This window comes from Dactylosporangium sp. CA-139066 (assembly GCF_050936175.1).
Lineage (GTDB): Bacteria > Actinomycetota > Actinomycetes > Mycobacteriales > Micromonosporaceae > Dactylosporangium.
In genome coordinates this window covers 3,837,268-3,850,412 of record NZ_JBNJNH010000001.1, presented here as the reverse complement: position 1 = coordinate 3,850,412, position 13,145 = coordinate 3,837,268, and the positions used below count along the sequence as shown (strand labels likewise).

13 protein-coding genes are annotated in these 13,145 nt (G+C 73.8%); 3 read left to right on the top strand and 10 right to left on the bottom strand.

Translation table 11 applies throughout. From position 1 onward, the window contains the following. Window positions 1-84 precede the first annotated feature (84 nt). The 5 genes from ACQEVU_RS17575 to ACQEVU_RS17555 all read right to left on the bottom strand — a co-directional run bounded on the left by ACQEVU_RS17575 (window position 85) and on the right by ACQEVU_RS17555 (window position 6,017). Complete coding sequence (locus tag ACQEVU_RS17575) at window positions 85-477, bottom strand: nuclear transport factor 2 family protein (protein ID WP_433324709.1); 393 nt, start codon at window positions 475-477, stop codon at window positions 85-87. Window positions 478-512: 35 nt separating this feature from the next. Further along, a complete protein-coding gene (gene murJ / locus ACQEVU_RS17570) occupies window positions 513-2,075 on the bottom strand; it encodes a murein biosynthesis integral membrane protein MurJ (protein WP_433334968.1) in 1,563 nt (520 codons plus the stop codon). Between the two features lie 98 nt (window positions 2,076-2,173). After that, the gene (locus tag ACQEVU_RS17565) at window positions 2,174-4,954 is read right to left on the bottom strand and encodes a hypothetical protein (RefSeq protein ID WP_433324707.1); all 2,781 of its coding nucleotides are present in this window, start codon (window positions 4,952-4,954) and stop codon (window positions 2,174-2,176) included. A gap of 56 nt (window positions 4,955-5,010) precedes the next feature. After that, window positions 5,011-5,490, bottom strand: coding sequence for a GNAT family N-acetyltransferase (locus ACQEVU_RS17560; RefSeq protein WP_433334966.1), 480 nt, complete (start codon window positions 5,488-5,490; stop codon window positions 5,011-5,013). A 161-nt stretch (window positions 5,491-5,651) separates the two neighbouring features. Next, window positions 5,652-6,017, bottom strand: coding sequence for an STAS domain-containing protein (locus ACQEVU_RS17555; protein WP_433324705.1), 366 nt, complete (start codon window positions 6,015-6,017; stop codon window positions 5,652-5,654). A 166-nt stretch (window positions 6,018-6,183) separates the two neighbouring features. Here ACQEVU_RS17555 and ACQEVU_RS17550 point away from each other — a divergent pair, with 166 nt between their 5' ends. The 3 genes from ACQEVU_RS17550 to ACQEVU_RS17540 are packed head-to-tail and all read left to right on the top strand — an operon-like array spanning window position 6,184 to window position 9,199. Beyond that, window positions 6,184-7,728, top strand: coding sequence for a SpoIIE family protein phosphatase (locus tag ACQEVU_RS17550; protein WP_433324703.1), 1,545 nt, complete (start codon window positions 6,184-6,186; stop codon window positions 7,726-7,728). Beyond that, window positions 7,725-8,747 carry a cobalamin B12-binding domain-containing protein gene (locus tag ACQEVU_RS17545; protein ID WP_433324701.1) on the top strand — a complete coding sequence of 341 codons (1,023 nt, stop codon included), beginning with the start codon at window positions 7,725-7,727 and terminating at the stop codon, window positions 8,745-8,747. The genes ACQEVU_RS17550 and ACQEVU_RS17545 overlap by 4 nt, the downstream gene beginning before the upstream one ends. Beyond that, on the top strand, window positions 8,744-9,199 hold the full coding sequence (locus ACQEVU_RS17540) for a GNAT family N-acetyltransferase (RefSeq protein WP_433324699.1): 456 nt from the start codon (window positions 8,744-8,746) through the stop codon (window positions 9,197-9,199). The genes ACQEVU_RS17545 and ACQEVU_RS17540 overlap by 4 nt, the downstream gene beginning before the upstream one ends. Here the strand turns inward: ACQEVU_RS17540 and ACQEVU_RS17535 are convergent. Genes ACQEVU_RS17535 through ACQEVU_RS17515 form a run of 5 tightly spaced genes read right to left on the bottom strand, consistent with a single transcriptional unit; the run spans window position 9,156 to window position 13,089 of the window. Beyond that, window positions 9,156-9,812 (bottom strand): hypothetical protein, encoded by a 657-nt coding sequence (locus ACQEVU_RS17535; protein ID WP_433324697.1) that lies wholly within the window; start codon window positions 9,810-9,812, stop codon window positions 9,156-9,158. The two genes, ACQEVU_RS17540 and ACQEVU_RS17535, sit on opposite strands and share 44 nt — an antisense overlap. Before the next feature lie 9 nt (window positions 9,813-9,821). After that, on the bottom strand, window positions 9,822-10,277 hold the full coding sequence (locus ACQEVU_RS17530) for a hypothetical protein (RefSeq protein WP_433324695.1): 456 nt from the start codon (window positions 10,275-10,277) through the stop codon (window positions 9,822-9,824). Between the two features lie 48 nt (window positions 10,278-10,325). Next, a complete protein-coding gene (locus ACQEVU_RS17525) occupies window positions 10,326-11,315 on the bottom strand; it encodes a hydroxyacid dehydrogenase (protein ID WP_433324693.1) in 990 nt (329 codons plus the stop codon). A 2-nt stretch (window positions 11,316-11,317) separates the two neighbouring features. Then, window positions 11,318-12,205, bottom strand: a complete 888-nt coding sequence (locus ACQEVU_RS17520; RefSeq protein ID WP_433324691.1) for a carbohydrate ABC transporter permease — start codon at window positions 12,203-12,205, stop codon at window positions 11,318-11,320. Beyond that, on the bottom strand, window positions 12,202-13,089 hold the full coding sequence (locus tag ACQEVU_RS17515) for a carbohydrate ABC transporter permease (protein WP_433324689.1): 888 nt from the start codon (window positions 13,087-13,089) through the stop codon (window positions 12,202-12,204). Before ACQEVU_RS17515 ends, ACQEVU_RS17520 begins: the two co-directional genes overlap by 4 nt. Window positions 13,090-13,145: the final 56 nt, after the last annotated feature.

Here is a 13,145-nt window from a genome sequence, read left to right as displayed (position 1 = left end):
GTGTCGCGCCGAGGTCGGAAAACGGAATGGGTACTCACGTTCCGGCATCTATCTCGACAGCGCTCGCCCGGTGTCGGTACGCGGCTACCGCTTGCCTGACATCGGCTCCGCCAGGTCGGCGCGGGACGGCGGGGCGGGGAACGGGTCGGCGAAGTACTGCGTCTCGTGTACGACCTGGCCGTCGGCGAACTCCATGATGCTCACCGCGTGCGTGGGCGCGCCGTCGTACGTGATGACGCATTCGCTCACCCACAGGTCGCCGGCGCCGCGGATGCGGCGGACGGTGAAGTGGCGGTCGGCGGGGTGGCCGCCGCGCTGGGCGGCGATCGTCGCGCGGCCGCGGAAGCGCTCACCCGACTGGGGGTAGTCCAGAATGGCGTTCTCGGCGTAGATGGCGTGCTCCGCCTCGTTCTCACCTGCCTCGGACGCCCGCCAGTGCTCCTCGATCGCGGCCCGGGTCCGTGTATCGGCGTCCACCCACCAAGCGTAGGTCGGGGCACGCGCGCGAACCGTCAGCCGCTTCGGAGACCGGCGAGGGCGGTGGCAACCAGTTGCTGCAGCTCCCGTAGCCGGAGCAGGCGTGCGACGACGATGTACACGGTGGCACCCGCGACGCCCGCGGCGGTCAGCGTGATGAGGGCGGCGCTGAGGCCGGAACCGACGAGCGGCGCGAGGGCGTAGACCGTGACGGCGCCGCAGCCACCGGCGATCACCGTCGCGACTGCCACCCGTGCGTGCGTGCGGACCAGCCGGTGACCGTCGATGCGGCCCAGCCGGTGGCGCAGGAGGGCGGCGGCGGTGACGAGGCCCGCGGTGTACGCCGCGGCATAGGCCAGGGGAATCCCGATGACGATGTCCGCCGGGGGCAGCAGCCAGGTGGCGGCGAGACAGCCGGCCACGCCGACCACGGTCACGCCGGCGGTGATCTGCGCCGGGGTCTTGGTGTCCTGCAACGCGTAGAACCCGCGCTGGAGAATCATGTAGCCGGTGAACGGCACCAGCGCCACGCCGAACGCCGCCACCACGGCGCCCAGCAGTGCGGTCGCCGGCGACGAACTGTGGCCGTGGGCGAACAGCACCGTCGCGATCTGGGGGCCCAGCACCAGCATGGCCGCCGCGATCGGCGCCAGGGCCACGACGGCCAGCCGGACCGCACGGGACAGGTCTTCGGCGATCTGCCGGTGATCGAGGCGTGCGGCGCTGCGGCTGAGCCGGGGCAGCATGGCCGTCATCACGGACAGGGCGATCACCGCGAACGGCATCTGGAAGACCGCGAACGCATTCTGGTACGCGCTGATCCCGCCCGGCCCGCTGATCGACGCCGCCCGCGTGGCCGCCGCGAGCAGCACCTGCGCGCCGACGACCGACAGCAGCACCCACCCCGCGAGCCGGCCGATGCGGCGAATCCCGATCCCGCGCGGGTCGAGGCGGAGCCGTAGCGCGAAGCCGCTGGCGGCCAGCGCCCACACCACCAACGCCATCTGGGCGAACACGCCCGCGGTCGTGCCCACCGCCAGCAGCAGCAGGTCGGCGGTCGTCAGCGAGGCGATGCTGGTCGCGCCGCCGATCACCAGGTAGACCGCGCCCACAGCGATCACGATCAGGCTGTTGACCAGCGGCGCCCACGTCGGGGCGGCGAACCTGCCGCGGATGTTCAGCACGGCGCCGGCGGTGGCGCTGACCCCGTAGAACAGGATCTGGGGCAGGAAGAACCAGCTGAACACGACCGCCAGGTCACGCTGCTCGCCGGTGAAGCCGGGCGTGTACACGGCCACCAGCCACGGCGCCGACGCCATCGCCGCCACGGTCACCGCGCCCAGGCCGTAGACCATCAGCGACAGCAGCCGCTGGGCGTAGAGCACCCCGCCGTCGGGCTCTTCCAGCGCGGCCTGGGCCAGCAACGGTACGACCACGCTGGCCATCGCGCCGCCGACGACGAGCTCGTACACGGCGTTGGGCAACGTGTTCGCCACGTTGTAGCTGTCGAGCAGCCGGCCACCGAACCCCAGGGCCGAAGCCAGCACCACCAGCCGCACGAAGCCGGCGGCCCGCGCGGCCAATGTTGCCACCGCCATCCCGCGGCCCGCACGCCCGATCGAAGGTCCCTGCACCACGCCGACCTTCATACCGCATCGCCGCCACGTCCAAGGACCCAAGACCGACGAGCGGTGCTTCATCCGGCGGGAGCGATGCCGGGCGGACTTCCTACGGGCATGTCCGCGACGGGTGCGTCCAGCGCCGTACGCACCGCATCGAGGGCGGCGGCCAGGGCGGGGTCGGCCTGGCGCAAGGCGTCCAGGTCCGTGCGGGTCTCCAGCAGCTGGGACCACAGCACGCCGCGGCCCGACTCGAGCAGCGCGACCGCCCGGGCCGGCCGGTCGGCGGCGACGGCGCAGCCCGCCGCGTCGGTGGCGGTCCCGCTGCGGGCGGCGAGCAGCCATTCGCGGCTGGCGCGACCGGCGCCGCGCCAGGCCAGCAGCGGCAGCAGCGCGACCGTGGCGGCGTAGCCGTCGGCGGCGTCGGCCCACCGTCCCCGTGACGCGGCCGACCGGCCCCAGAAACCCCCGGCGTTCACTCTCACCGGTACCGACCCCGACGTCACCTCGGTGGCCTGGCGCCACGCGTTGAGCGCCGCCGCCGGGTCCCGGGCCTCGATCACGAGGCCGAATGTGGTCAGCGTGCTCGTCCGGAGGGGGTGGTCGGGCGGCGTCAGGCGCAGCGCGCGGTGCAGCAGCTGGACTGCCTCCGCGAACCCGGAAGGCCGCAGCCACAACGCGCTGGCGAGGTTGGTCAGGCACACCGGGTGCGCGGGGTGGTCCCGCGGGGTGACGTCCACCGCGGACCGTGCGGCCGCGATCGCGCGATCGAGGTCGGCCGCGTCGCCGGTCAACGCGAACCGGGACAGCGTGATGACGCCGAGGTTGGACAGGTGGATCCCGCGGTTGTGGTCGTCGGCGGGTAGCGCCCGCACCGCCCGGCCCAACAGGTCGACGGCCTGGTCGAGGTCGGCCGGCTCGCCCGCCCGCAGGAACCGGCCGCGCAGGGCCAGGCCGAGGGTGGACAGGCAGAGCGGGTAGGTCGGATGGTCCGCGGGGGTCCCGTCGACCGCGACCCGGCCCTCCACGATGGCGCGGTCCAGGTCGGACAGCTCGCCCAGCCGTTCGTACCGCGCCCACAGGGCCAGGCCGAGGTTGAACCGGGACCGCACGTAAAAGGTGTGCTGAACCGGGGTGGCGTCGACGGCGGCCTGCCCGGCCTCGATGGATCGGTGCAGGTCCGGCAGCTGACCGGACCGTTCGAACCGGGCCCTGAGCGCCAGACCGAGGTTGAACTGCAGGATCGGGCGGTCGGGGTGGTCCGCGGGGAGCGTCCGCACGGCGTCGTGCATCAGCTCGACGGCCTCGTCGAGATCGGCCTGCGCTCCGGATCGCAGGGACCTGGTCCGCAGGGCGAGCGCGAGGTCGGACAGGAACGACGCGTGTGCCACACCGTCGGTTGGCGCGGCGCGCACCGCCGCGCGAGCGGCCTCGATCGACCGGTCCAGGTCCGGCGGCCGGCCGGTGCGCTCAAACCGGGTCCGTAGCCCGACGGAGAGAATGTTCAGGCACGTCGGCCGGACCGGGTGGTCGGCGGGAGCGGCCTCCAGCGCCGCCTGCGCCGCCTCGACCGCCTGGTCCAGTTCGGGCAGCCGCCCCGTGCGTTCGAAGCGTTGTCGCAGCGTGATGGCGAGGCCGGCGAGGTGCATCGGGCGGTTGGGATGGCCGTGGGGGGTGTCCCGCACCACGCGCCGGAGCAGTTCGACGGCCTCGTCACCGTCGGCCGGCGCGCCGGCCCTCTCGTAGCGGGCGAGCAGGGAGAGGGCGAGGTTGGAACGGTACGCCGGTTGCCGGAAATGCCCGTCGGCGGTGGCGGCTAGGGCAGCCCGCCCCGCCTCGATCGCCTCATCGAGGTCCGGCCACGAGCCGGTGCGCTCGAACCGGAGCCGTAACGCGTCGGCGAGGTTGGACCGGAACGCCGCGCGGTCCACGTCGTCGGCGTCGGCGTCCTGGACCGCGCGACGCAGCAGGTCGACGGCCTCGTCGAGCAGCGGCCGGTGGCCGGACCGCGCGAACTGGGAGCGCAATGCGAGGGCGAGATTGGACAGGACGATCCCGCCGGTGGGCCACGCGGCCAACGCGGCCCGTCCGGCATCGACGGCACGGTCCAGGTCGGACGGTTGACCGAGTCGCTCGTATCGCAGCCACAACGCAAAGCACAGCAGGCTCTGGCGGACCGGCCGGGCCCTGCCTCCGGCGGAGCCGACGCGCAGGGCACGGTCCCACAGCTCGACGGCACGGTCCACATCGGACAGCTGCCCGGTCCGCTCGAACCTGTTCTGTACGGCGAAGGCGAGCCAGGACAGGGCGGACGCGTCGGTGGGGCTCGCGTCCACCACGGCGTAGCCGAGCGCGACGGCATCGTCGAGGTCGGACATCCGCCCGGCGAGCTGGAACCGGGCCTCGAGCGCTCGCGCGAGGCGGGACAGGAACGGCACGTGCCCGGGCGCGGCCACCGCGGCGGCCCGCCAGGCGTCGACGGCCTCGTCGAGGTCTTCCGGCCGTGCGGTGCGAGCGAAGCGACGCTGCAAGGCTCCGCCGAGGTGCGCCAGCCGGGGCGCGCGGGCGGGATGATCGGTCGCGATGGCGGCTACCGCCGCTCGTCCCGTATCGATCGCCCGGTCCAGATCGGACGGTTCGCCGAGGTTCTCGAACCGGCCGTGCAGTGCCACGGACAGCACAGCCAGCCAGTCGGCGCGGGCCGGGTGGTGTTCGGGCGTGGCCCCCACAGCCCGCTCGGCCAGGTCGATCACCCGGCCCAGGGCGGCCTGGTCCTCGGGGTGGTCGAAGACCCAACGCAGCATCGTCGCCGCCTGCTCGGCCGCGACATCCGGGTCCTGCACGATGCCGTCGTCCACTCGCGCGCTCCTTCACGGACTCCCCCGTTACCTGACGGACACGCGACGAGCGGTGCTCAGCTCCGCCGGTCGTGCCGGTGCAGGCGGTAGCGCAGGAACGGCCGGCCCTCGATCTCGAGCTGTCCGTCGCGGCGGAAGCCGAGCCGGGCAACGCCGCTGCCGCGAAGGCGGGTCGGTGGCAGCAGGACCGTGACCGAGTCGAACCCCAGTGGGCCGAACGCCTCGTCCAGAACGCGGTGGCAAATCATCCGGCCGTACCCCCAGAAGCGCGGATGCAGCACCAGCGCCAGGTCGGCGTCGTCACCCTCCGGCTGCAGGCCGCCCCAGCCGGCGAAGGCGCCGTCGAGGAGGAAGGCCCACGGGCCGTAGCCGTGCTCGCGCCACATCGCCTCCTTGGCCGCCACGAATGCCGCGCACTCCGCCGGCCCGAAGTCGCCACTGGCCAAGGGCATGTGCCGGCGCACCCGGGCGTCGCGCATGAGGTCGATCACCTCCGCGGGATCGACCTCGTCGAGCCGGGCCAGGCGCAGATCCATCCCGCTCACCGGCCGAACCTATCCGGTGGAGCCGGCACGTCGGCATCACCCGCCGGTTCAATCGAACGTTATGCCTCGGGCGCCGGTGCTGCTTGATCAGCTCGTTGATGTCGTGGGCCCAGGCCTGGGCCGCCTTGGGGCGGTAGGCGCCCAGGGCGGGATCAGGCGGCGCTGCTGTCCGCGTCGTCGAGCGTCAGGACCTGGGCCAGGCCGGTGATCTCGAGCTCGTCGATGACGACGGGCGGCACGGAGCGCAGCGTGTAACGCACGCCCGCCTCGCCGGCCTGCTGCCAGCCGGCGACGATCGCGCCCAGGCCCGAGCTGTCCAGGAACCGCAGGCCGGCCAGGTCCAGGATCACGGCGGCCGGGCGGGCGTCGAGCGCGGCCCGCAGGGCCTTGCGCAGCGTGTGGGCCGTGTCGTAGTCGACCTCGCCCGCGACCGACACCACAACGACGTCGGCGGACGGGTCGCGCTCGACCCTGACCTGCAGTGTCGCCGACTCGTGCTGGTCGCTGCTCGCTGGCATCGCGAGGTCTCCGATCCGGTAGTCCACGAAACGCGTCGACCCAGCGTACGGTGAGTCGGCCGGGCCCGCACCTCGACGCGTATCCCCTTCCGTGTCCTTGGACGTGCAAATGCGCTGCGCGTAGGCTGGGCCTCGGACCAGCGCGCCGGCAACGGATTGGAGCACCATGAATACACCGATGGGCGCGCCGACGGCCGCGCCCGCCGGCGCGGTCCCCGACTCCGTCCTGGTTCCGCTCCTCGAGCATCTCGAGGAGGGCGTGCTGCTGTGTGACGACGCCGGCGCGGTCCGTTACGTGAACCCGGCGGCGGCGGCGATGCTGCCCGCGGTACACCTCGGGGATCGGATCACCGAGGAAGCCCTGCACGCCGCGCGGGCCCGCCGGGTCGACGTGGCCGCGGGCCGCGTCGCGTGGTACGTCGAACGCGCGAACGACACCGTCGAGCTCCTCGCCTCGACCGCGCGGCGCCTCGGCGGGACGCTGAACGCCGACCGGGTGTGCCGGGCGACCGTCGAGCTGACCGTGCCGTCGCTGGCCGACGCCGCGATGCTGGTCCTACCGGCCCGCCGCGGCCGGGCCCGCTGCTGGCACGCAGTCGGCGGCGCGGCGGTACGCAAGGAACACATTGCGCTGGCCGACCTGCCGACGGCCGTGCGCGACACCCTCGACGGCAACCCGGTCGCCCAGCCGTTCCTGTGGCCGGGCGGCACGCCGTTCCTGGGCGGCGGCTCGGTGCCGGCCGCCTGGGTCGTGCCGATCTCGGCCGCCGCCGGCCCGGCCGCGGCGCTCGTCGTCGCCGACCACAGCGGCGCGGGGCCCGGCGGCCGCCCGCCACTGGGCACCGACGAGACCCGCCTCGGGCTGCTGCACGACCTCGCCGCCCGCGTCGGGGCGGCCCTGGAGACCGCGCAGCTGTACGCCGCCCAGTCCCGCGTCGCCACCACCCTGCAGGAGAGCCTGCTGCCCGAGGCGCCGCCCGCGGTGGCCGGGCTCGGCTGGGGCACCGCCTACCGGCCCGCCCGCTCCACGATGCAGATCGGCGGCGACTTCTACGGCGCCCACCCGATCGACGGCGGCGCGCTGTTCTTCCTCGGCGACGTGTCCGGCAAGGGCGTCGACGCCGCCGTGCTCACCGGCAAGGTCCGGCACAGCCTGCGCGCCCTGCGCCGCGTCGAGCCCGACCCGCGGCGGCTGCTGCAGCTGCTCAACGACATGCTGCTGGAGGGCACGACCGACGGCCGGTTCGCCACCATGGTCCTCGGCACCGCCCAGCCGCTGCGCGGCGGCGGGCTGCGCCTCACCCTCGCCGGCGGCGGGCACCTGCCGCCGCTCGTGCTGCGCGCCGACGGCCGCGTCGAGGCCGTCGAGCTGCGCGGCATGCTGGTCGGCGTCACCGACACGCCCGTGTTCGGCCAGGCCAGCGTGCTCCTCGGGCCCGGGGAGACCTGCCTGCTGTACACCGACGGCGTCACCGAGGCCCGTGGTGGATACCGCGGCGACGAGATGTTCGGGCCGCGCCGCCTCACCACCGCGCTCGACGGCTGCGCCGGCATGCCCGCCCCCGCGCTCGCGGAGCGTGTCGAACAGCTCACCATCGACTGGCTGGGTGGCCGCGACCACGACGACATCGCCGTGCTGGCCGTGCGCGCCGAGCCCGCCCGCACCGGATCGCAAGGCGCGTCCCGGCACCTGCATGCGGTGCTGACGTGACCTCCGCGGTCCTGACCACCGCCTACGAGCACTACGTGCAGTGCCTGTCCGACGCCGACGAGGACGGCGCCGTCGACGTCGCGTCCGGCCTGCTCAGCGCCGGCGTCGAGGCCGAACAGGTGCTGCTCGGGCTCGTCGCGCCCGCCCAGGAGCAGGTCGGCCAGTGGTGGCAGCGCAACGAATGGAGCGTCGCCCAGGAGCACGCCGCCACGCACATCAGCGAGCGCGTCGTCGCCGCCCTCGGCACCGCGGCGCCCCGCCGGCACGGGTCGAGCCGCGGCCGGCTCGTGGTCGCCTGCCTCGACGGCGAGTGGCACGCGCTGCCGGCCCGCCTCGTCGCCGAGGTCCTGCGCCTGCGCGGCTGGTCGGTCACCTTCCTCGGCGCCAGCGTCCCCGTCGCCCACCTGGTCTCCTACCTGCACCAGCAGGACGTCGACGCCGTCGCCCTCAGCTGTGCCCTGGCCACCCGCCTGCCGGCCGCGCACCGCGCCGTCCAGGCGTGCGCCCGCGCCGGGGTCCCGCTCATCGTCGGCGGCCGCGGCTTCGGCCCCGGCGGCCGCTGGGCCCGCACGATCGGCGCGTCCTGGGCCGCCGACGCGACCGGCGCCGCCGACCTGCTCGACGACCCCGAGGCGCTGCGCCACCCGCCCGCCGAGGCGCTGGCCCACCTCGCCGACGACGAGCACACCGCCCTGGTCAAGCGCCGCGCCGACCTCATCGAGGAGGCGGCCGAGGAGCTGCGCCGCCAGTTCCCGCCGATGCGGGAGTACTCGGTCGCCCAGCTCGACGCCACCATGGCCGACCTCGCGCACATCGTCGACTTCCTCGCCGCCGCCGTCTACGTCGACGACCCGGAGCTGTTCACCGGCTTTCTCGCGTGGACCGCGGAGGTACTGCAGAGCCGCCACGTGCCCGCGTCCAGCCTCACGGTTCCGGTGCGGCGGTACCAGGCGCTGCTGTACGACTTCCCCCGCACCGGCCGCATCCTCGAAGCGGCGCTGGCCGGCCTGCCACGATGAGCCCCGACCTGCGCCCCGCCCGGCCCGACGAGGCCGGCGCGCTGAGCGATCTGGCGCTGCGGTCGAAGGCGCACTGGGGGTACGACACCGGATTCCTCGACGCGTGCCGCCCGGATCTGACCTTCGGCCCGGACGACCTCGCCGCCCGCCGCGCGACGGTGGCCGCGGAGGCCGGCGCCCTCGCCGGCTTCTACACCCTGGACGGTTCGCCGCCGGCGGGCGAGCTCGGCAACCTGTGGATCGACCCGGCGTTCATGCGCCGCGGGATCGGCCGCGCCCTGTGGAACCACGCCATGGCCACCGCGCGGACGCTGCACTTCACGACGGTACTGATCGACGCGGACCCGAACGCCGAGGCCTTCTACACGGCGATGGGCGCCGAGCGCGTCGGCGCCGTCCCGTCATCCGTCATCCCGGGCCGCCTCCTGCCGCAGCTGCGCTTCCGCCCCTGAACAGCGCGCAGTGGCACAGCGGCCACCCCTGGTCGATGTGGTCGTACTCGTGCCGTATCTCGTGCAGCCTGCGGCGGAGCCACTGCAGGTGCTCGGCCGAGATCGAGCGGGCCTCCCAGATGAGCTCGACCGCCTCGGCCGTCGCCGGATCCGTGCGCCGGGCCGGCCCGGGCTTGTCGATCCCGGCCATCGCCGCGAGGTCCTCGACGGCCATGCCGAGCACGACGGCGCATGAGGCGACCAGCTCGCCGGTCGGCGCCTTGCGCCCGGCGCCGACCATGTTCAGCGTCGCCGCCGACCACGGCCCGAAGCCGGTCAGCAGGTGCAGCACCTGGACCGCGTCGAGCGTGTTCATGTTGCGGTTGGCGAACAGGCGCAGCAGCGTCCCGCCGAACCCCGGCCCCACCCAGGGCGGCACGGTCGGCGGCACCCCCGGCGGCCGCGGCGCGTCTCGCAGCACCTCGCGCAGCAGCTCATGCGCGCGGCGGCCGGCCTCCGGAGCGTTGACCAGGCCCCACACGAGCGACGACACGCCGCCGATCCCGCGTGCCGCCGGCGCCAGCTCCTCGGGCACCGCCCGCCCGGCGATCACGAGCCGGTCGGCCTCCATCATCGCTCGATCTTAGGCGGGGCAGGCCTTGCCGAGGGCTGTCTGGACGGCCTGCGCCGCCTTCGCGACGTTCGCGGCGTTGGCACCGTTCGTGGTGGCGTACTGCCGCATGGTGTCCAGCAACGTCACCAGCGCGTCGTGCAGGTCGGGCTGGGTCACCTTCGCCACCTGCGCCTCCACCAGGCCGGTCCACTCCCGCACGAGGGCATCCTGCTTCTTGAGCGCCTCGGCGGCGCCGGGCTGGTCGCCCTTCTTGAGCGCCTCGAGCGCCTTGCCCTGCACCGCGACGAACAGTGGGTAGTACTGCTCGAACACGCCCTTGACGTCCTTGCAGTCCGGCGCGCCCGACGACGGCGCCGACCCGGCCGGTGCCGCGGCGGCGGTCGTGGCCGCGGCCGTGGTGGGCGCCGCGCCGACGCCGGTCTCATCGCCGCATCCGGCGACCAGCATCAGCGCGACGGCGGTCATCAGGGTGAATACGTGGCATCGCACCGAGTACTAATACCATGATCGCCCTCAGGCGAGCAGGGGCAGTTGGGCGGCCTGGACGGCGCCGTGCAGGGGGTCGCCGGCCACGAAGCGTTCGACCTCGGCCACCGCGAACTCGCCCAGGCGGCGGACCTCGCGACCCTGGGCGCCGGCCAGGTGCGGGGTGATCCAGACGTTCGGCAGGGACAGCAGCGGGTGGCCGGGCGGCAGGGGCTCCGGGTCCGTCACGTCCAGGCAGGCGTCCAGGCGGCCGGCCGCGCAGGCGCGGGTCAGGGCGTCGGTGTCGATCAGCGAGCCGCGGGCGGTGTTGACGACGATCGCGCCGGCCGGCAGCAGCGACAGGCGGCGCTCGTCGAGCAGATGGTGCGTCTCGGGCAGGGCCGGGGCGTGCAGCGTCACCACGTCGCAGCGGCGGCACAGCTCGTCGACGTCGACCAGCTCGGCGCCCAGCGCGGCAGCCGCGGGCGGGTCGAGGCAGGGGTCCGTGACCAGGACGCGATGGCCCGCCGCGGCCAGGCGGGCGATCACCCCGCGGCCGATGCGCGACGCGCCGACGACGCCGATGACCCGGCCGTCGTTGCCGCAGCGGGCCCCGAACGGCGGCAGGCCGCCGCTGAGGTCGGCGGTCTCGCGCGCCAAGGCGAAGGCGCGCTTGCCGGCCAGGGTGATCACGGCGACCGTGAAGTCCACGACCGGGGCGGCGTTGGCGTCGGCGGCCGACGACACGGCGATGCCGCGGGCGAACACCTCGGGGCCGACGTGGCCCTTCACCGAGCCGGCCGCATGGATCACCGCGCGCAGGCGCGGCGCGGCGGCGAGCACGGCCGGGGTCAGCGGCGGGCACAGCCAGCCGGTGACGAGGACCTCGACGCCGGCCAGGGCCGCACCGTCGAATGTGGACACCGGCGGGCCGTCCAGCCGCAGGGCCGCACCCAGGCGGGTCATCAGGTCCGGGGGCAGCACCGCGGGGACGACGTCGGGCGCCATGGCGATCAGGCCGCGGGGGCGAGGCGACATGGCTAGCGCACCGCGCCCGTGACAAGGTCGATGCGCCAGTACCGTTGCAGCGACAGGAACAGGGCGATCACCGGCAGCACCGACAGCAGCGTGCCCGTGATGACCAGCGAGTAGAGCGACGCCTCGGCGGCGCCGTGGCGCAGCAGGCTGTAGAGGCCGACCGTGAGCGGGAACTTGTCGTCGTCCGCGGTCATCACGAACGGCAGCAGGAAGTTGTTCCAGATGACGATGAACTGCAGCAGGAACACCGTGATGAGGCCGGGGACCATGAGGCGCAGGCCGACGGACCAGAACAGCTTGAACTCCCCGGCGCCGTCGATGCGGCCGGCCTCCAGCAGCGAGTCCGGGACCGACGCGGCCGCGTAGATGCGGCACAGGTAGATGCCGTACGGGTTGAACAGCTGCGGCAGGATCACGCCCAGGTAGCTGTCGGTCAGGCCGACGTGGGACAGCAGCAGGTACTGGGGAATCGCGAGGACGATCTGCGGCAGCAGCACGCCGGACAGGATCACGTTGAACAGCGCCGTGCGGCCCGCGAACTCGTACTTCGCCAGCGCGTACCCGGTGGCCGCGGAGACCGCCGAGGCCAGGACGCCGCCGACGAACGCATAGAGGAAGCTGTTGAACATCCAGCGCCAGAAGATCCCGCCGTGGTACGCCGAGAGCTCCCGGACGTTGCGCACCAGCCCGTCGTCGAGGCTCGGCAGGTACGTCGCGGTGGAGAACAGGTGCGCCGGGGACTTGGTGGCGGCGATGAGGATCCACAGGGTCGGCACGATGCAGTACAGGGCGCCGAGGATCAGGGCGGCGGTCGGCAGCACGGCGACGCTCCGCCGGCTGCGGGCGGCCGCCTTGTGCACGGCAACAGCCGCGACGGTCGCGGCGGTCATCGCTTGACCCCCGCGACCCGGGACGACACCACGCGCGCGGCGACGAACGACACGGCGAGCGCGACGACGGCGAGGACCACGGAGGTCGCCGCGGCCGAGTAGATGTCGGAGTTGACGAACGCGTCGGTGTACACCTTCATGAGCGGCACCCAGGTCGAGGAGATGGCGTTGGACAACGGTTTCAGGGTGTTCGGCTCGTTGAACAGCTGGGCCGAGGCGAGCACGGTGAACAGGGTGCACATGGTGATCGCCGGCAGCACGAGCGGCACCTTGATGCGCAGCGCGATCTGCAGCTCCGAGCTGCCGTCCATGCGGGCCGCCTCGTAGATCTCCGGCGGCAGGGCGCGCAGCGCGGTGTAGATGACGACCATGTTGAAGCCGACCGCGCCCCAGACGGCGATGTTGGCGACCGCGGCGTACACCCCGGCGGGGCTGAAGTAGTTGACGTGGTCGCCGCCGATGGGGCTGGTCGCCGGGAGGTACATGAAGCCCCACAACAGGGTGGCGATCACGCCGGGCACCGCGTACGGCAGGAAGATGAGCAGCCGGGCGGCGCGGGTGAAGCGGGCCCGGGCGGTGTCGAGCAGCAGGGCGAACAGCAGCGCCAGGCCGATGGTGAGCGGCACCGTGATGGCGCCGACCTCGATCATCCGCAGGGCGCTGGACCACAGCTCGTGGTCGGCCAGCACCGCGCGATAGTTGTCCAGCCCGGCCCAGACCACCTTGGAACCGGTGCCGAGCAGGCCGCCGGAGACCTTGCGCTGCTGCAGGCTCAGCAGCACGGCGTACACCCCCGGGGCCAGGATGAACAGCACGAACAGCAGCACGGCCGGGAGTACCAGCACGTACGGCAGGGAACTGCGCCGCTTGGATTGCGTCGTCATCGTCGCTTCCGGTCATCGTGGTGAGGTGGCGGGCCCCCGTGAGCCCGCCACCGGGG